This is a genomic window from Legionella dresdenensis (assembly GCF_042649825.1).
Lineage (GTDB): Bacteria > Pseudomonadota > Gammaproteobacteria > Legionellales > Legionellaceae > Legionella_C > Legionella_C dresdenensis.
In genome coordinates, this window is sequence record NZ_JBHSAB010000001.1 from 314,826 (window position 1) to 333,506 (window position 18,681).

Here is an 18,681-nt window from a genome sequence, read left to right on the forward strand (position 1 = left end):
ATGATTACGCTGGATGAATTAAATTCAAGTATGGTTGAAATCATTCATCATACCCGAGAAAACTACCCGGTTCTGGCTGGTATACTTATTGTACTCTGGGGCGCTTTTTTTCTGGAAGCGTTATCGGGCTATCGCCTGCTTTATCTTGGTATACGCCCGCGACATTTATCAGGTTTACCGGGAATTGTGTTTGCGCCCTTGCTCCACGCTAATTTTAATCACCTGTTTTTCAATACCATTCCGCTTATCGTTTTAAGTAATTTTTTGCTGATTGATGGTTTAAACTATTTTCTGGCAGTAACTGCGGTGATCACTTTAATCAGCGGAGTTTTAATCTGGTGTTTTGCCAAACCCGGCGTTCATGTTGGTGCAAGCGCGGTTATTACCGGGTATTGGGGATTGCTGGTAACGGATGTTTACAATCAGGGAACACTTACCGCCCTTATTCTCGGCGCAATTTGCATTTACTACTTTGCCGGTATTTTTCTGGGGATTTTTCCACGGGCAAAAGGTGTGTCCTGGGAAGGCCATTTGTTTGGTCTTGCGGCAGGAATAGCAGCAAGTTTTATCGTTACCGGGAATAGTTTACCGTTTTAAGAAGATAGAGAGTGCCGGGCTTTACAGCCCAGCCTGCACCTATTATGCGAAATAATCTATCATGCCGTTGCCTGATTTAGGCAAGCTTGTTTCGCCCAGGACATGGTCATCATCACCAATCTGGAACGCGCTCTGGCTGTTATTACCGCCATTGCCGCTTTCCTGCTGCTGTGAAGCCATCTGGCGTTGGTTAGCATTGGACTCGACATTTACGTTTGCGAGGTTTACCCCCTGATCGTTCATCATATCTTTTAGACGAGGGATAGCTTGCTCAATCATATCACGCACCTGATGGGTATGGGCGGTTATATTCAGTTGGGCATTATTATCCGCATTAACATGAATTTTGACCTCAATAGGCCCCAGATCCTGTGGATTGAGCTTAATTACGGCACTGTCAATTTTCTGTTGCCCCATCCAGACAATCTTCTGGTTAAATTTGTCGCTCCAGTCGCGTGAGGAAACATTGGTTGGGATTTCAAGCTTTTTAGGCTCTGACGCTTGTACAGGCGCTGTTTCCTGACGATTCACCGTTGGTGCGGCAACCACTGGCTGGCTGGATGTCTGGGTATCAAGCGACAATTTTTTGTCGCCTTTATCAGCGCTCGCCATTGCAATCTCATCAGCGACTACAACATTCTCAACCACTGTTTTTTGAGCAGCTTGAGTTACGGGCTCTTTCAATATTTCTGCTTTGGCATCCGCCGTCTTTGGCAAAGCAGCATCCACAGCCTCTTCAAGCGAACTCGCCTGACTATTATTCTGGCTCAAAGTTAAATCGGCATCTGTATTTGAATTAGCCTTTGAATTTAACTTGTTCAAAAGTGGGTTGACTGTTGTTTGTGCCGGCAGCTCCTCAATAACCTGCTGCTGTTCGGTGTTGACCTGAGCAACAGATTGTTGCTGTACCGGCTGTTGTTCATAATGGCTCATTAGCCATACCAGAGAAGCGCTTTCCTGCGGGGTAAGCTCTAAATCCTTGCCGTCATCCTCAGTCGCCAACCCGGCCTGATCACTGACTAACTGAATAGCTTCATCCACCAGGTTTTCTTCGCCTGACAGGGTTAATTGTTCGTCAGCCGTTGTTGTACCGAGCAAATTTTCACCCTCTTTACCTGATTCTTCCTGCAGCAACTTATTCATTACGCCTTTAAAAGGTAATGCATCAGTTCCGGCTGCCTCAGCATCCGAACCTGAGATTACCGATGCATTTTCGGCGGTTAGTTTAGTTATTGCAGCTTGGATCAGATTAATCATAGTCACACTCCTTTAGTATCACCAATGCACAGCAAGAAGTGTGCCAGGTTGGCGATAGCAAAATCGCGCCAATACAAAAACAGGCATAATCTTTAAAGTCTAGCAAAGGTTTTAAATTTTGCTTAATTTTTTACCAAAAAAAATAATTTTCTTTAAATTGCCCATTGAAGCCCATGAATATTTACTGATTTTAGGCTATGATAAATCTTTTGATTCCAGGAGTCGGTTATGAAAGTAGGTCAAGACAGCCTGTCAACTCAATGCCAATTACAAGTGGATGGCAAGACATATCATTATTACAGTCTGCCAGAGGCTGAGAAAAAACATTTTAAAGGGATTTCACGCCTGCCTTATTCACTCAAGGTGCTTTTTGAAAACCTGCTTCGTTTTGAAGACGGCAATACAGTTACAACAACTGATATTAAAGCGATTGCTCATTGGCTCGAGACCAAAACCTCACAACACGAAATTGCCTACCGCCCTGCCCGTGTTCTGATGCAGGATTTTACCGGTGTTCCGGCAGTGGTTGATTTGGCGGCCATGCGTACTGCACTGGAAAAAATGGGCGGCGATGCCCGAAAAATTTCTCCTCTGTCGCCTGTTGATCTGGTCATTGACCATTCAGTAATGGTTGATAAATTTGGTACTGCTGACTCCATGCAAATCAATACCGAAATCGAGATTGAACGCAACAAGGAACGTTATGAGTTTCTGCGGTGGGGACAGAAATCATTCGCCAATTTCCGCGTAGTACCGCCCGGAACAGGAATCTGTCACCAGGTTAACCTTGAATATCTGGCCCAAACCGTCTGGAGCAACGAAGAAGACGGCAAACATTATGCTTATCCCGATACACTGGTTGGAACTGACTCGCATACAACGATGGTGAACGGACTTGGCGTATTGGGCTGGGGAGTCGGCGGTATTGAAGCAGAAGCTGCCATGCTTGGCCAACCGGTATCCATGCTGATTCCAGAAGTCATTGGTTTTAAACTGACCGGCCAACTGCGTGAGGGCATAACGGCGACTGACCTGGTATTGACTGTTACCCAAATGCTCAGAAAAAAAGGAGTGGTTGGTAAATTTGTCGAATTCTATGGCCCCGGTCTGGCTTCTCTGCCGTTGGCTGATCGCGCAACTATTTCCAATATGGCGCCTGAATATGGCGCAACCTGTGGATTTTTCCCGGTTGATGGTGAAACCTTACGCTATCTGCAATTAACCGGACGTGATGAGCACACTGTCGCGTTAGTTGAAGCGTATTGCAAAGCACAGGGCATGTGGTATGACGCGCATTCCGAAGAGCCGGTATTTACCGATACGCTTGCGCTTGATCTCAATACTGTCGAACCCTCTCTGGCTGGCCCAAAACGCCCGCAGGATAAGGTAAATCTTGCTACACTGACTCAGGAATTTACAAATTTCCTGAAGGAGAGCGGCAAAGAAAATGAAAGCGATCGTAATTTCCCGGTCAAAGGCCACGATTATGACCTGCGCCATGGCCATGTTGTTATTGCAGCGATTACCAGCTGTACCAATACCTCCAATCCAAGCGTATTGATGGCTGCCGGTCTGGTCGCCAAAAAGGCCGTTGAAAAAGGCTTAACCCGTAAACCGTGGGTAAAATCGTCCTTGGCTCCCGGTTCAAAAGTAGTGACTGACTATTTGAAAAATGCCGGCCTCCAGACTTATCTCGACAAACTCGGCTTTAATCTGGTTGGTTACGGTTGTACAACCTGTATTGGTAACTCTGGCCCATTGCCTGACGCAATTGCCGCGGCAATTAATGAACACGATCTCGTTGTCAGTTCGGTATTATCAGGCAACCGTAATTTTGAAGGCCGGGTACATCCGCAAGTTCGGGCTAACTGGCTGGCTTCTCCGCCACTGGTTGTTGCTTACGCCTTATGCGGTACGACAACTATCGATCTCGGTAAAGAGGCAATTGGCAACGATCAGGACGGCCACCCGGTTTATCTGAAAGATATCTGGCCCACTAATGCCGAAGTAGCAGCCGAAGTGGCAAAAGTAACGGGTTCAATGTTCAGAAAAGAATATGCCGAAGTTTTCAAAGGGGATGAGCAATGGCAGGCTATTAAAGTCGGTACCGGGACTACTTATGAGTGGAATCCGAATTCGACTTATATCCAGCATCCGCCCTTTTTTGAAAATCTGCCGGAGCAACCGGAGGCTATCAAGCCCATCAAGGATGCCTTTATTCTTGCCCTGCTTGGCGATTCCATTACTACTGACCATATTTCACCAGCGGGTTCAATCAAAGCGAATTCACCCGCGGGCCTTTACTTGAAATCGAAAGGCGTCAGCGAAGCAGACTTTAACTCTTATGGATCACGCCGCGGCAACCATGAAGTGATGATGCGAGGCACGTTTGCCAATATCCGTATTCGTAACGAAATGACGCCAGGCGTTGAAGGCGGCGTCACACGCTATGTACCAACTGATGAAGTCATGTCTATTTATGATGCTGCCATGCGCTACCAGGCCGATCGCCAGCAATTGGTAATCATTGCCGGTAAGGAATATGGCACTGGCTCCTCACGCGACTGGGCCGCCAAAGGTACTAACCTGTTAGGCGTCAAGGCAGTAATTACTGAAAGCTTCGAACGTATCCACCGCTCTAACCTGATTGGTATGGGTATTCTGCCATTGCAGTTTGAAGACGGCACAACCCGTAAAACATTGCAATTGGACGGCAGCGAGCGAATTAGCATTCCGGTTAGCGATCAGTTAAAACCAGGCGCGAAGATTCCACTGGTGATTACGCGTCAGAATGGCGATCGGCTGGAAATCAATGTGTTATGCCGCATTGATACTGCCAATGAGCTAGAGTACTACCGTAATGGTGGAATATTACAATATGTGTTGCGTAATCTGGCATAATCTATAAAATACAGCCTTTCAGGTTCTACGAAAGTAGACTCGAATACCCTGATAAATAATATTGTTGGGTCGAAACGACCCAACTTATGTTGGGCTGTATTTCCTTTTGTTTATCCGTGCAGTCCCTGAATTTAGTTACATAAGGATTTTTAATGCAGCCTTCGAAAAAAGTTCTGTCAGTCTTTTCTCTGGTTATGATTAATGTCATAGCTGTAGATAGCCTGCGCACCTTGCCTATCAGTGCAAAGCTCGGTTTGCCGCTTATTTCGTATTATATTATTGCTGCACTTGCTTTTTTTATTCCGGTTGCGCTGGTAGCCGCTGAACTTGCCACCGCCTATCCCAATACCGGCGGGCTTTATGTCTGGGTAAGAGAAGCATTTGGCCGGCGTGCCGGTTTTATTACCATCTGGTTACAATGGATATATAATGTTGTCTGGTATCCCACGATTCTGGCTTTTATCGCCGCTACCCTCTCTTATCTGTTTGCACCGGAACTGGCCAACAATAAATTCTATCTGCTATTCACTGTGATCAGTTTATTCTGGATTTTCACTGTAGTTAACTGTTTTGGTATGAGATTATCAAGCCTGGTCAGTATAGTTGGCGCCATTATAGGTACTATTTTACCCATGCTGGGTATTATCGTGCTTGGCATTACCTGGATTAGCCAAGGTTATCCTTTGGCAATAGATACCACAACAAGCTGGCTTCCTGATTTTAGTTCCTTTGCAAATCTGTCGCTGTTTTCGGTGGTCCTGTTTGGGCTTATCGGTATGGAAATGTCGGCTGTGCACGCTGAAGAGGTAAAGAATCCGCAACGTGATTATCCACGCGCCATTCTTTATTCAATTATCCTGATTTTCGCAACGCTGGTATTCAGTTCGCTTGCGATTGTTATTGTTGTACCCAATAGTCAGTTAAGTGTCGTATCTGGTCTTGTTGACGCTTTTGCCGTATTTTTTAATGCCTATCACATGCCCTGGATGACCAAAGTGATTGCCGTTTTAATTATTTTAGGTGGTTTAAGCGGCGTTTCCGCCTGGATAATTGGCCCGACTAAAGGCTTGCTGGTTTCAGCGCGTGATGGTTCCCTGCCTCCTCGTCTTGGTCAGGTGAATAAACATGGCGCACCTGTTGCCATTCTTGTGTTGCAAGGCATTATCTTTACCCTGCTAAGCACTTTATTTATTTTATTTGATTCAATTAACGCAGCCTATTTGCTATTAAGTGATTTGTGCGCGCAAATGGCATTGCTGGTGTATGTCTTTATGTTTGCTGCTGCAATCAAATTACGTTACAGCCAACCCGACCAGCCTCGTGCTTACCGTATTCCAGGCGGCAACTTTATGATGTGGCTGGTTGCAGGTACCGGATTGATCTGTTGCCTTGTTGCGATGATAATCGGTTTTGTTCCGCCTGCTCAGATCCCTGTAGGCAATGTAACTATTTATGAGCTGTTTTTAGCGGGTGGTTTAATAGTATTTGCCGTTATTCCCTGGTTTCTGGCCAAGAAGCATTAATGGTAATGGTTAGGCGAGTTATTGCAACTCGCCTGTTAGATCAGCTCGAACAATAAATACTACTGGACAATGGCACAACTGATATCGTCAGAAACATGCTCCAGAAGTCTTAGCCCAATACCGAGATTCCCTATGACCATTTGCGCAATGTCATAAACATTACCATCGTTGTTTCCAATACCCAATTGACCAGCAACATTTTCTCCCCAACATTGCATCTGACCGCTACTGAGTAATGCGCAGGCATGGACAAGACCCGAACTGACCCCGATGGCACCGGTAATGGTACTGCCGTCAAGCCCAACAACGAAAGTCGGCGTTGAATTATCGTTTGGAGCATCACCGTTACCCAATTGGCCCACACCATTTATTCCCCAGCATTTGATTGTTCCGTCATTTATCAGACCACACACATGATCACCACGACCACTAATAGCCTTAACATTAGAAAGAGCAATTACATCGACTGGTACATTGCTTGAAGCTCCGGGTACAGGAACGCCATTACCAAGCTGGCCCTGAGCATTGTAGCCCCAGCACTTCACAGTTCCAGTGCTTAACAGTGCACATGAGGTATTTGACGCTGAGGTAACAGCAATCGCATTGTCAATTCCTGTAACCTGTACAGGCACCAAACTGGGATTATTAGAACCGTCGCCAAGTTGACCCTCGGTATTTAGTCCCCAGCAATTAACCTGGCCGGTAGCCAAAACAGCGCATGTATGCCCTTGACCAGCACTAACATCGATAGCATTCGTTATATTGGAAACAGTCACTGGGAAAGCGCTGGTAATTGTCGAATTATTACCTAACTGCCCGTCAGTATTTTGTCCCCAACACTGGACCTGACCACTCGCCAGAACCACACAGGCGTGGTTTTCGCCCGCACTGATCTGAGTAGCGGTCGTCACACCCAGCACTGAAACTGGCGATGCACTGTCTGTACCTTGTTTATTATCTCCTAATTGACCAACGTTATTAGCTCCCCAACATACGCTGGTACCTGATGTAGCCAATGCACAAGCGTAACCTGTTCCTGCACTAATTTCAGCAGCGTTTGTTAAATTAACAACCGCGATATCGGGCGCGTAAAGCGGGGACGCTGGCGGTGTTAGACTACCTATTCCCAACTGGCCAACGGTATTACTTCCCCAACATTTTACGGAACCAGATTGTCGTTGATAGGTCACATTCAATACGCCAGACACTGCCGGTTGCGAACAAAGGAATGGATCAGGCTGACTATTTCCCGAGCCGAAAGTCTTACATACAACTGGCCCCCCATTAATATTGCCAGTCATTTGACTGCCATTGATCCGTAGACTTAATGTGCAGCTTTGATGTGGAGCTAATGTGAAAGGACTACTGCAATTCCCTCCGCCAGTTATCTGAGCAACGCCGGTAATTGGCTGAATAGTCAATTGTCTGGTTATTTGCGTGTTATTGGTTACCTGATAATTAACCACTGCTATATCACTCTGAGATACCCTTAGGGTAGTAGATGTTAGCGGGGTAATCGTAAATTTTGGTGTTGCCGTTGCATAAGAACCGCAGCTTAGCATCACCGCTGAAAATCCTGTTATTATTCTGATCAAGTGCATTACATCATCCTTAAGTAAGTGTAAAATTGCCTGATTATCTTATAATATTTTTTCTGATATGCCTAACAAGTATTATCAATCGTGGCGCTGCATGGAGGCTCTAAAGGTTATATTGACAATCGTTTTTTAATTGTGTGATAGTTTTAACTATAAACCTGTTTAATACATACGATGCCTATGAAACATAAACCATTATCGTTTTATACTCATGTCCTGCGCAATACCTTGATTGGATTTGGTATGATCGCCGGCGCCTTATTTATTGGCATGCTTGGTTATCATGTATTTGAACATATGTCCTGGGTGGATTCATTTCTCAATGCATCGATGATTCTATCAGGCATGGGCCCAGCAGATTCAATGGCAACTACCGCAGGAAAAATTTTCGCCGGATCATATGCTCTGTTTAGCGGCCTTGCATTTATCGCCATTGTTGTTATTTTACTTTCACCAGCTATCCATAAATTTTTTCGCAGGATTCATCTTGAAACGAGGAAAGATGAGCGTGATTCCAGGTAGAATAATGAGTTTTGGGCTTTACAGCCCATAGCCGTCAAGTTAGGAATTAAATTTCTACATTACACAACATCGTTCGGACGGAAGGAAGCTGTCATTCCCGCGAAGGCGGGAATCCATCTCTCAAGTTGAGTCTTTCCCTTGTTTGATGGATGGATCCCCGCCTTCGCGGGGATGACAAGTTAGCATAGTAAATGTACAAAATTCCTTAACTTGACGGCTATGGGCTGTAAAGCCCAACACTCCTTCGACCCGCAAAAAAAAATTTTAATTCTTATTTGTAATTTTTTGTTTTGATAGTCTATCTTTAATTGACCGTTATTCGAAAAAGGATTTTCAAAATGCGATCAACTGTCAAATTCTGTTTAAAAATCATTCCATTAGTTGCTTATTTAGCAATATCAATTGTTTATAGCAGTATGCTGGTTTTATAAGAATGAGTACCGCGGCAAGCCGCGGTACGTGGGATTTTGTTCAGATATTATTTCAGATAATTAAATGCGGTCAGACCTTGAATTCGGGCAAAACTTTGCTGTGCCGCCTGCAGATAGATAATTTGCAGGTTTAATTTTACTGCGGCATCTGCCAGATCAGTATCTTGCAGTGAACTTAAGATAGTTTTACTGGTTTCAGTAACATCTTCATTAATATTTGTCGCAACATCAAGCTGATTCATGCGTGCGCCGACACCTGCCTGGAAGGTCAGCAAGTTATCAAGAGCGCTATCAAGTTGAGCCAGAATCTGATTATTTTCGGTAGTAACAGCTGCACGTTCAGTAGCAGAATCAAATGGTTGCCTTAAGTTCTGAACCATTCTGGAAACGGTTGAGAAAATTGACTCATTAGTCGAAGGTTTGATTGAAAATGAATCGCCAGGTTGCGGATCGCCATTAATGGTCAGCTGAATACCATTAAAATTAACCCCTGCCCCAGCCTGATAAACAGGCGCATCGTCCGGGTTGCCGGAAGGCGGCAGCACAGAACCGCTGTTTACCCCAGTAACCATAACCACAACCTGGTTAGAGGTATTAAGAGTAAAGCTTAAGGTATAATCATCTTCAACATAAGCGGATTCATCATAAACGCTGCCGGTTGTCAAAGCAGCGCTGCCCACATTGGGTGTCGCTGTCTGGCTGATCGTGAAACGGCCATTACCATTAGGAATGCGCATAAACAAATCAGAACCAGTGTCGCTGGTTGCAACGGTTAAACCGCTGGTTACAATCTGATAACGCTGAGTATCATCACCGTTATAGATATAATTTCCCGCATTATCTTTGGTGATGGCTTCCACACCAGTCTTGCTGCCGCTAAACAGGTAAAAACCATTGCTATCCTGAGTATTTGCCAAGCCCTGTAACTGATTTAACAGTTCAGCAGCCTCTTTACCTATTGCCTCTCTGTTTTCCTGCGACAATGCGCTATTGCCAGCATTAACTTGTAATTCACGAAGACGCTGAACAGTCAATACCAGATTGCTGAGCGCACTTTCCTCAAATTTCAAAGCGCTTTCAGAAGCATCAGTATTTGCCTGCAGACGTTCTGAGGAGGAAATGCGCTGCTTCATTAAATTAATTTTTGAAGCGGCAATCGGATCATCAGAGGGCAAACTGATTTTTTTACCAGATGATAATTGCTGCTGCAATTTTAAGACTTGCCCCTGCTGAGACTGCATGCCTTGCAATCCACGTAAATAAATCTGTTGGCTTGAAATACGCATTATGCCCCCATTGCTGAATATAAGAATTGCATTATCTGGTTAGATACAGCCAGTAATTGCCCTGCAGCCTGGTACGCTTGCTGGTAGCGTAACAGATTTGCAGCTTCCTCATCCAGGTTGACTCCGCTCTTGCTTTCCCGGTAGTCCACAGCCTGATTATTTAGTATATCGGCAGCATCGCTGCGAATTTTAGCCTGATTTGTCTGACTTCCCACCTCTCCAATCAAATTGGAATAACGATCAAAGACTGTTTCTGATCCACCGGCAAAAAATCTGCTTCGTTGCAGGTTTTCCAAAGCTAATCCGTTCCTGTTATCGCCAAAACCGCCATTGTTATAGGCGGAGGTGAAAACGTCGCCCGTTTTAGGAATACCGGATAATACAATCGAATAGGATGGAGTAGCCGAATCGGGGATCATTACTTCATTATCAGCATTGGGTGTAAATGTCATAGGCCCGGTCGTTGTGGAATCAGTCACATTGACCAGGTTATATTGCGTATCAGAAATAAATTCTATCCGATATTCTTTATTCACCCCGCTGGTATCAAATATCGAGCCTAATGCAATTGCTCCTGTACCTTTATTGGCAATATCAGCCTGCGTACGAACCGGGGATGCAAAAGCAATCTCGCGCGGATCTGTGAGCTTCACCTGCAGCTTATTGGCAGCGTCACGGAAAGGATCAACAGTGAATTTATCACCGTCAGCAAGGTTTGCGATGTTATCCACGTCAATGGTCAGACCATCAAAGGATATCCTTCCTGCAGGCGGCGCAGGAGGCGTATCAGCCCAGTTCATCATGGTGACCTGGCCATCTGATTTTCGCGTTACTCTGATCTGATTGGTTGCAGTATCTGTTACAGTGATATCGTAATCGCTTAACTGAGTCTGGCCTATATCAGAAATTTCCACTGACAGCACGCCGGTTCCGATATTATCAAGCGCTCCAAACGAACGGGATAATTTCATGCTGGCGCTGTTATAATCCGTAAAAAAATTCTTGCCGATCTGATTATTCATATCCAGACCAGTAGTATGCTGAGCATTAAAAGTCAGCGCAAACCCTGCCGCCATCTGGCCCAGGACTTTACCAGCCTGTTGCAACACCACCTTGTCATAATCGATCATACCGCCAATCATGCCGGACTTCATGCTACTGGTAATATCAATACTGCCTGAGTCTGTTTTAATAACAATCTGTGGACTGTTTGAACCATCAGGATTAACCGTGACGCCCAGATCGCGTTGACGGCCGCCGCTTACCAGCACCTCGCCGCTTCCTACACCAACGCTGACTGTACCATCACCCTGATCAACCACAGTCACTGCCGTATATTCAGAAAGCTGTCGCAGTAATTCATCCCGGCGGTCAAGCAGTTCGGGCGAATTTCGTTGCTGCGTGATCTGTTGATTCAATTCAGCAATATTTTTGGTAATCGCATTAACCTGAGCAACAGCCTGCCCGATTTGATTAACGTTATTTTGCTGGTAATCATTAAGTCGGGTTTGCATGGTTTTAAACTGTTCTGTCATCAGCTGACTTTGCTTTAACAACAGATCGCGTGAAGTAATGCTGTCTGGCGATTCATTAAGCTGGCTCATGGAGCTGAAAAACTTTTGCAGACTTACTGCAACACTGGTTCCGTCCTGAGAAAGTAAACTGTCGACCTGAGTTGCCTGATTATAAAACACGTTATATTGTGCTTTTACTGTTGTTGTTTCCCTGACTTTCTGGTTTGCGAACTCATCGACATTGCGGTAAATAGCGCCAACCAAAACCCCGCTGCCAATAAAGCTGCCAGCATAACGTTGCGATGTGCGCGGACTGAAATCGATAGATTGGCGAGAATAGCCAGAGCTATTCACATTAGTAATATTATTACCGGTCACTTCAAGTGCCCGCTGGAATGCATTTAAACCTGATGACGCAATACTTAATATACCTGCCATACACCTACTCCTTATTTAAGGGCTTGGGTGGTTGAGTCATTTGACCCAACATTCCTGTGGTTTATTAACCTTTTATTGAGCCGAAACGACCCGGCCTACAATTTGGTTTAATTCATCGCCATTATAAATCGACATAATTTTGCTGGCGTAGTCTGGATCAGTCGCATAACCTGCCTCATGCAGAGCTTCAACATAGCGTTTTGGATTATCTGCATTCGTCAAAGCATCCTCATAACGGCTGTTTCCTTTTATTAAAGACACGTAATCGTTAAAACTGTGTCCAATTGTTGGATATTTTTTAAAAAACGCCGACAACTTGATAGGTGTATCGGCAATAAACTCCGTTGTCTTAATTTTAACCGAATTATTTTTTTCCTGATCGGTCGCTTTAATATTAAAAAAGTTATTACTGGTGCTGCCATCACTGTCTTTAGCAACGTATTTACCCCAGCCAGTCTCAAGGGCCGCCTGGGCAACCAGCAATTTAGGATCAAGTCCAAGCATACTGGCAGCCTGTTTGGCATAAGGCCAGATTGATTTAACAAAGTCAGTAATTGTCTGACTCACCTCAACCGGCGCTACCTGAGCCGCATCTGTTGCAACTTTATTCACAGCAGGAACTGCTGGTTGCGATGCAAAAGTTATGCCAGTTTTTTCCGGCATAGCGATTTTATGACTAATTTCAGTCTCAGCCGCTTTTTGCGTACTCTCAACCTGACGCGTCAATTGTTTTACCAGGGCAGAAGCAAAACCAATGCCTTTGCCGGAAGCAATATTACTGGCATAATTATCATCAAGCATGTCCTGAAATGTTTCGGCATGTTTACCGCGAAAAGGACTGCTTTGATCAATAAAATGTTGCCCCATCCTCATGCTTTTCATCATCGATTGTAAAAAAATCGTCTCAAACTGTTTGGCAACCTCGGGTAAAGCCTTTTTTGCATCCACCTGAGCCTGCCGCTTTAAATCATGCAACCCGCTAAAGTCACCTACGGCAATTCCATTAATAGCCATAATCGCCCCTGTTATTCTTATTATATAACCATTAGTGAAGCATTGATTGCACCAGCTTGTTTCAATGCCTCAAGAATAGCAATCACATCCCCAGGCGTCGCGCCAATAGAGTTTAAAGCCTTTACAATCTCCTGTAGCGTTGGACCCGGATCAAACACAAAGTTACGCGCATTGGTCTGGTTTAACTCAATATCAGTCTGCGGCGCCATTACTGTTTCTCCGCCGCCAAAAGAATTTGGCTGACTGATTAACGGATTCTGGCTAATAGTCACCACCAGATTACCATGGGATACCGCAGCAGGTTTAACTCTGACAAGCCGGTTAATAACCACTGTTCCGGTACGCGCGTTAACAACAATTTTAGCTTCTGCTTCAGCAGGCGTAAATTCAATATTTTCCAGTACCGAAACATAATCAACGCGTTGTGATACCACCCTTGGAGCGGTAATTTCTACGGAGGCGGCATCAACTGCATGGGCAGTTCCAGGCCCCATAGTCTGGTTGATCGCATCGCTCATTCTGCGCGCAGTGGTGAAATCCGGTGTATGGAGGTTATAAGTTAATTGTTTTGAAAAATAAAAAGGATTGGGAATATCAGCCTCAACGGTCGCACCATTTGCAATTCGTCCTCCGCTGGGCACGTTAACCGTAATATTATTACCATCACTGCTGACGCTTAAACCAACAACTACAATATTGCCCTGCGCCATGGCATAAACTCGGCCGTCGCTTCCTTTCAAGGGAGTAAGTAGCAATGTGCCGCCACGCAAGCTCTGCGAATCGCCGATTGATGAAACATTAACATCAATATTCTGGCCTTTTTTCATAAAACTGGTCAGTTCGGCTGTTACCATCACTGCGGCAATGTTTTTTGAGTTTAATTTGGTTCCGGGTGGAATATTAATTCCAAGCTGAACAAGCATATTGCGGAAACTTTGTTCAGTAAACGCGGTTCCGGCACGGTCGCCAGAACCATCAAGGCCGACAACAAGGCCGTATCCTACCAGCTGGTTGACGCGAACGCCGGCAAGCGTCGCAACATCTTTAATCCGCTCGGCATTCGCCTGAACTGCAAACAGGCCAAAGCACACAGCAATTATTACTACCAGCCTATTCATTTTGCAACCCTGCCTTTGTTCTCATATTTATACTATATCAGATAACTATTCCAACACCATATATAACTACCGTCAAATTCTGTTTTGTTGGGTCAAACGACCCAGCCTGCTTAACTGAAATATAATGGTCCCCACAGGAAACGGGATAGCCAGCCCTGCGCGTTGGTATTATTAAGCTGACCAGTTCCGCCATAATAAATCCGTGCGTTGGCAACCCGATCTGAAGTAATGGAATTATCTGGTTTAAGATCCTGGGGTCTGATAATACCGGATAACCGAACAAATTCTTTACCCTGGTTAATCTGAATCCATTTTTCGCCCTGAATCACCATATTGCCGTTAGCCAGAACTTTTGAAACGATTACAGAAATGCTTCCGGCCAATTTATTGTTCTGTACTGATTGCCCGTCACTATCAAACTGACGGCGGGCATTAATATTCATATCCAGACCATAGCCGCCGCCCAGCTCAACGGGTTTACTGAGAATAGTCGGAACAGTGACATTAATGGTGTCATTTTTACGGCTACGGTTAGTCGCCTGTTTCTTGGCATCGGTTTTTTCAACCAGTACCACAGTCACTATATCACCAGGATGTCGTGCACGCGGTGTTTCAAACAGAGGCAAAGCAGTTTCCGCATTATAAATGGCGCCATTAACAAAGCGCGACTCACGCGTATCGGGCATGACAGGATAAGTTGGTGCGAAACTGGGATCCTTATCAGGTGCAGGCGGATGAAGCGCCTCACACCCGATAAGTAAACTGATCAGACTACAGCCTATAGCCAGACGAAATAAAGTCATTTCAGTCTCTCATTATGTGTTTTGGATCAGGAACTGTATCATGGAATCCGCGGTTTCAATACCACGAGCATTAAGTTCGTAACTGCGCTGCGCCTGAATCATATCCACAAGCTCTTCAACCACATTAACGTTTGAAGCCTCGAGTGAACCCTGAAGCAATATCCCCATACCTGCGTTGCCCGGGTTATCGGTTTGCGGAGGCCCGCTTGCCTGGGTTTCAAGGTAGAGGTTCTGACCAATCGGCTGTAAACCGCCGTTGTTGATAAAGTCAGTCAGCTGGATGGTTCCAATCTGCGCCGGGATTGCACTGCCGGAAAGCACAACCGATACAGTACCGTCATTACCAATAGTCAAGCTTTGAGCCTGCTGGGGCACAATAATGGGCGGCTGGAGCACATAACCATTAGAGGTAACAAACTGGCCCTGGGAATCAAGCTGGAAAGTACCATCGCGAGAATAAGCCAAATCGCCGTTTGGCAATAATACCTGGAAAAAACCCCTTCCACTGATTGCCACGTCAAACGGATTTGATGTGTTCTCGATGTTACCCTGGGTAAAAATTTTCTGAGTAGAGGCTAACCGCACACCGGTACCGAAATAAATACCTGTTGGAATTTGAGTATTCTGCGTAGATTGAGCACCAGCCTGACGAACATTCTGATAAATCAAATCTTCAAAATTGGCTCGCCCCTGCTTATACGCTGTCGTATTGACGTTTGCCAGGTTATTGGCAATCACATCAATATTCTGCTCCTGCGCGTCAAGCCCGGTTTTGCTAACCCATAACGATGCTAACATGCTTATTCCTTAATCTTGGTTAACTTCTCAAAAACTACTCTTGCAATATTTGTGCCAATTGTTGCGCGTTATCATCGGCAGTCTGCATGACTTTGATTTGTCCTTCAAATTCACGGTTAGCAGCAATCATATCGATCATTTGTTCAACGGCATTGACATTACTGCCCTCAAGCGCACCTGAAACCACGGTAAGATTGGGATCAGGGGGTACATTGCCGCCCTGCTTGGTCTGCATTAAACCAGCCGCGTTCTTATAAACCTGATTAGGTTGCAGGCTGACGAGTTTAAGGCGATCAATAATAACCACCTCAAGCGGAGTGCCTCCCAGCGGAACAATAGAAATAGTTCCATCGGTACCTATATCAACTTTCTGAGCGGGAGGAATAGAGATAGGGCCGCCATCGCCAAGAACAGGCAAATCGTCCGTTGTAGTCAACAGGCCATTTGCATTAAGTTTAAATGAACCATTACGGGTGTATGCCTCTGTACCATTGCCGGTGCCGACCGCGAACCAGCCATTAACCTGGCCAACGGCAACATCAAGATCACGCCCGGTAGTCATAATGGGTCCCGGAGAAACACTGGTATTATTAGGTTCTTCAACAACCAGCGCAACGCCAGTATCAAGTCCTTCAGTATTGGTGAGATAGACAGATTCAGCAGCGAAGATATCTTCTTTAAACCCTGGCGTATTAACATTAGCCATGTTATTGGAAGATATCATTTGGCGGCTCAAATCTGTTTGCGCACCATTCATTGCTGTATAAAGCATTGGCTCCATAGTTGTACCCTGTTTTTAGTCAAGCCCTTGTGCAGGGCTATTTTATTATTTTATATTAATATTTATTACCTGATATTAATAATAGTCTGGGTAACAGCATCCGCTGTCTTAATCGTTTGAGCATTAGCCTGGAAGTTGCGTTGCGCCCCAATCAGTTTGACAAGCTCTGACGTTAAGTCAACGTTGGAATCCTCAAGTGCGCCAGACTGAATTTTACCCAGACTGCCAGTAGCAGGATTACCAACAATCGCCGCACCTGAAGCGCCTGTTTCAGCCCAGTTGGTATCTGTCAGGTTCTGCAGACCAGCCAGGTTGGCAAAAGTTGCAATCTGAACCTGTCCCATCAGACGTGATTCACCATTGGTATACCGTCCAAATAAACCGCCCGTCTCATCAATTTCAAGGCTGTCCAGGCGGCCGGTTGTGTAGCCATTAGGATTATTGGACTGCACGGCAAAAGGGCTGCCAAACTGGGTAGATGGCGACAAATCAACATTAAAATTAAGCGGGTTTGAACCATTATTCAGCGTTACTGCAAAAGGCATCAGATTATTGGTAAGCGGATTGCCAGCCACATCTTCTGCCCCGGCAAATGATCCGTCCGGGTTGAAATTAACCCGATAAAGGTTATCGCTATTGGTTGCACCAACGTTCGCCGGTAAGTTCTGATTATCCAGCTGAAAAGCAATATACCATTGATTTTCTGTTCCTGGAGGAGCAGAAGCATTAGGAGCGCCAGCTGCTGCAGTAGAGTCTGCCTTAATAAAATACATTGATAAAACGTGTGAGTTACCCAGACTGTCATAAACAGTGGAAGAAGTCACATTGTTGTAGGTATTGGTTGCAGGAGTAGCGCCGCCTGTCCATGCTATGCCTGGCGGTACCGCGTTGGCAAACATGTTCAATCCCATTTCAACATTGGTTGTAGCAAGCGGCGGAATGTTGGCAGTGCTTACACGCATATCACCGCTGATACTGCCTAATGTACCGCTGGCATCTGCCTGCAAGCCGACCAGGCGCTGATTGGAACTGTTTACAATATAACCTTCATTATCGATGCCAAAAGCGCCGGAGCGGGTATAGATACGCGATCCCTGACTGTTAAGGACAAAAAATCCTGAGCCGCTGATTGCCAGATCGAGGCTATTATTGGTATAGGTAAAGTTACCTTGCGAATACAATTGTTGTACGCGGGACAGACGCACCCCGGTACCAACCGACGTCTGCCCGCCGCCTGTGGCATACACGTCGGAAAATTGGGAACGTGAACCTTTAAACCCGGAAGTGGAAGCGTTAGAGATGTTATTTCCTATGACTTCCAAATCTTTTGTTGCAGCCTGAATACCGCTAACCGCTGTTCCAAAAACCATAATAACCTCCAGAATTATCTAGCAGCCATTTATTAAAACCATGCACTATGCACTAATCTGTCTGACCTGATCCAATGACACCGAGCCAACGCCCGCTACATTGAGCTTAATACCATCACCATTCTGACCAAGACTTACGCTATCAACATTTGCTGCGACCAATGTTTTAAGTGCAACTTCCTGACCGCCATAATTTCCACTGACTTTTACTGTGTAATTACCAGCGGGTACACGCACACCGCTTTGGTTTGTTCCATCCCAGCTAAATTCAAACAGCCCGGCATTTTGAGCGCCTAATGGAATCTTGTTAATCAGCTCACCAGTTGAAGAATAAATTGAAGCAGATAAATTACCGACTGCAACCGGCAAATCAGCCGTTGCCTTAACACTGCCTTCTGCACCCAACTGCATAGTATTGCTGCTTACCAATACTTTGCGTCCAACTAACGCAGAGGCCTGTAGTGCCTGATTAGATTGCAGTGAAGTTGCCAATGCATCCAGGGATTGCTGCATTTTGGTAATACCGTCTGTCGCACTGAATTGAGCCATTTGAGATAAAAATTCGCCGTTTTCACTGGGTTGCATGGGATCCTGATTTTGTATTTGTGCCACCATCAGGCGCATAAAATCCTCTTGCCCCAATGTTTTTTTCGTTCCGGAATTGGAAGGAGCCGAAATATAATTGCTGGATGATGTAGCACTATTAACCGGATTCATTACCATTTCCTAT

Annotated in this window: 15 protein-coding genes; 4 read left to right on the forward strand and 11 right to left on the reverse strand. The window is 45.3% G+C overall.

Annotated elements, in window-relative coordinates; genetic code table 11:
• Positions 1–597 carry a rhomboid family intramembrane serine protease gene (locus ACFORL_RS01440; protein WP_382340381.1) on the forward strand — a complete coding sequence of 199 codons (597 nt, stop codon included), beginning with the start codon at positions 1–3 and terminating at the stop codon, positions 595–597.
• Positions 598–639: 42 nt separating this feature from the next.
• Here ACFORL_RS01440 and ACFORL_RS01445 read toward each other — a convergent pair whose 3' ends face one another.
• Positions 640–1,854, reverse strand: coding sequence for a flagellar hook-length control protein FliK (locus tag ACFORL_RS01445; protein WP_382340383.1), 1,215 nt, complete (start codon positions 1,852–1,854; stop codon positions 640–642).
• Between the two features lie 228 nt (positions 1,855–2,082).
• On the opposite strand from ACFORL_RS01445, the gene acnA reads away from it, so the two are divergent.
• Both acnA and ACFORL_RS01455 read left to right on the forward strand, forming a co-directional pair.
• Positions 2,083–4,755 carry an aconitate hydratase AcnA gene (gene acnA / locus ACFORL_RS01450; protein WP_382340385.1) on the forward strand — a complete coding sequence of 891 codons (2,673 nt, stop codon included), beginning with the start codon at positions 2,083–2,085 and terminating at the stop codon, positions 4,753–4,755.
• A 152-nt stretch (positions 4,756–4,907) separates the two neighbouring features.
• Positions 4,908–6,278, forward strand: coding sequence for an APC family permease (locus tag ACFORL_RS01455; protein WP_382340387.1), 1,371 nt, complete (start codon positions 4,908–4,910; stop codon positions 6,276–6,278).
• A 59-nt stretch (positions 6,279–6,337) separates the two neighbouring features.
• Here the strand turns inward: ACFORL_RS01455 and ACFORL_RS01460 are convergent, their stop codons facing one another.
• Positions 6,338–7,879 carry an RCC1 domain-containing protein gene (locus ACFORL_RS01460; RefSeq protein WP_382340389.1) on the reverse strand — a complete coding sequence of 514 codons (1,542 nt, stop codon included), beginning with the start codon at positions 7,877–7,879 and terminating at the stop codon, positions 6,338–6,340.
• A gap of 177 nt (positions 7,880–8,056) precedes the next feature.
• On the opposite strand from ACFORL_RS01460, the gene ACFORL_RS01465 reads away from it, so the two are divergent.
• Positions 8,057–8,398 carry a hypothetical protein gene (locus ACFORL_RS01465; RefSeq protein WP_382340392.1) on the forward strand — a complete coding sequence of 114 codons (342 nt, stop codon included), beginning with the start codon at positions 8,057–8,059 and terminating at the stop codon, positions 8,396–8,398.
• Positions 8,399–8,876: 478 nt separating this feature from the next.
• On the opposite strand, the gene flgL is transcribed toward ACFORL_RS01465, so the two are convergent.
• The 9 genes from flgL to ACFORL_RS01510 all read right to left on the reverse strand — a co-directional run bounded on the left by flgL (position 8,877) and on the right by ACFORL_RS01510 (position 18,674).
• Positions 8,877–10,115, reverse strand: coding sequence for a flagellar hook-associated protein FlgL (gene flgL, locus ACFORL_RS01470; protein ID WP_382340394.1), 1,239 nt, complete (start codon positions 10,113–10,115; stop codon positions 8,877–8,879).
• Complete coding sequence (gene flgK / locus ACFORL_RS01475; protein WP_382340396.1) at positions 10,115–12,067, reverse strand: flagellar hook-associated protein FlgK; 1,953 nt, start codon at positions 12,065–12,067, stop codon at positions 10,115–10,117. The genes flgL and flgK overlap by 1 nt, the downstream gene beginning before the upstream one ends.
• A 72-nt stretch (positions 12,068–12,139) precedes the next feature.
• Positions 12,140–13,081 (reverse strand): flagellar assembly peptidoglycan hydrolase FlgJ, encoded by a 942-nt coding sequence (gene flgJ, locus ACFORL_RS01480; protein WP_382340398.1) that lies wholly within the window; start codon positions 13,079–13,081, stop codon positions 12,140–12,142.
• A 20-nt stretch (positions 13,082–13,101) separates the two neighbouring features.
• Positions 13,102–14,199 (reverse strand): flagellar basal body P-ring protein FlgI, encoded by a 1,098-nt coding sequence (locus tag ACFORL_RS01485; RefSeq protein ID WP_382340400.1) that lies wholly within the window; start codon positions 14,197–14,199, stop codon positions 13,102–13,104.
• 110 nt (positions 14,200–14,309) lie between these two features.
• A complete protein-coding gene (locus tag ACFORL_RS01490; protein ID WP_382340402.1) occupies positions 14,310–15,002 on the reverse strand; it encodes a flagellar basal body L-ring protein FlgH in 693 nt (230 codons plus the stop codon).
• Positions 15,003–15,014: 12 nt separating this feature from the next.
• The gene (gene flgG / locus ACFORL_RS01495; protein WP_382340404.1) at positions 15,015–15,800 is read right to left on the reverse strand and encodes a flagellar basal-body rod protein FlgG; all 786 of its coding nucleotides are present in this window, start codon (positions 15,798–15,800) and stop codon (positions 15,015–15,017) included.
• A gap of 34 nt (positions 15,801–15,834) precedes the next feature.
• Positions 15,835–16,581 (reverse strand): flagellar basal body rod protein FlgF, encoded by a 747-nt coding sequence (locus tag ACFORL_RS01500; protein WP_382340406.1) that lies wholly within the window; start codon positions 16,579–16,581, stop codon positions 15,835–15,837.
• 65 nt (positions 16,582–16,646) lie between these two features.
• Positions 16,647–17,951: a flagellar hook protein FlgE gene (flgE, locus tag ACFORL_RS01505; protein WP_382340408.1), complete on the reverse strand. Its 1,305-nt coding sequence runs from the start codon at positions 17,949–17,951 to the stop codon at positions 16,647–16,649.
• A 45-nt stretch (positions 17,952–17,996) separates the two neighbouring features.
• Complete coding sequence (locus tag ACFORL_RS01510) at positions 17,997–18,674, reverse strand: flagellar hook assembly protein FlgD (protein WP_382340410.1); 678 nt, start codon at positions 18,672–18,674, stop codon at positions 17,997–17,999.
• Between the last annotated feature and the right edge of the window lie 7 nt (positions 18,675–18,681).

Coding starts and splice junctions, on each gene's coding strand:
- ACFORL_RS01460 (WP_382340389.1), bottom strand. CDS start 7,879: ATGCACTTGATCAGAATAATAACAGGATTTTCAGCGGTGATGCTAAGC.
- ACFORL_RS01440 (WP_382340381.1), top strand. CDS start 1: ATGATTACGCTGGATGAATTAAATTCAAGTATGGTTGAAATCATTCAT.
- flgE (WP_382340408.1), bottom strand. CDS start 17,951: ATGGTTTTTGGAACAGCGGTTAGCGGTATTCAGGCTGCAACAAAAGAT.
- flgJ (WP_382340398.1), bottom strand. CDS start 13,081: ATGGCTATTAATGGAATTGCCGTAGGTGACTTTAGCGGGTTGCATGAT.
- acnA (WP_382340385.1), top strand. CDS start 2,083: ATGAAAGTAGGTCAAGACAGCCTGTCAACTCAATGCCAATTACAAGTG.
- ACFORL_RS01485 (WP_382340400.1), bottom strand. CDS start 14,199: ATGAATAGGCTGGTAGTAATAATTGCTGTGTGCTTTGGCCTGTTTGCA.
- ACFORL_RS01445 (WP_382340383.1), bottom strand. CDS start 1,854: ATGATTAATCTGATCCAAGCTGCAATAACTAAACTAACCGCCGAAAAT.
- flgL (WP_382340394.1), bottom strand. CDS start 10,115: ATGCGTATTTCAAGCCAACAGATTTATTTACGTGGATTGCAAGGCATG.
- flgG (WP_382340404.1), bottom strand. CDS start 15,800: ATGTTAGCATCGTTATGGGTTAGCAAAACCGGGCTTGACGCGCAGGAG.
- flgK (WP_382340396.1), bottom strand. CDS start 12,067: ATGGCAGGTATATTAAGTATTGCGTCATCAGGTTTAAATGCATTCCAG.
- ACFORL_RS01455 (WP_382340387.1), top strand. CDS start 4,908: ATGCAGCCTTCGAAAAAAGTTCTGTCAGTCTTTTCTCTGGTTATGATT.
- ACFORL_RS01490 (WP_382340402.1), bottom strand. CDS start 15,002: ATGACTTTATTTCGTCTGGCTATAGGCTGTAGTCTGATCAGTTTACTT.
- ACFORL_RS01500 (WP_382340406.1), bottom strand. CDS start 16,581: ATGGAGCCAATGCTTTATACAGCAATGAATGGTGCGCAAACAGATTTG.
- ACFORL_RS01465 (WP_382340392.1), top strand. CDS start 8,057: ATGAAACATAAACCATTATCGTTTTATACTCATGTCCTGCGCAATACC.
- ACFORL_RS01510 (WP_382340410.1), bottom strand. CDS start 18,674: ATGGTAATGAATCCGGTTAATAGTGCTACATCATCCAGCAATTATATT.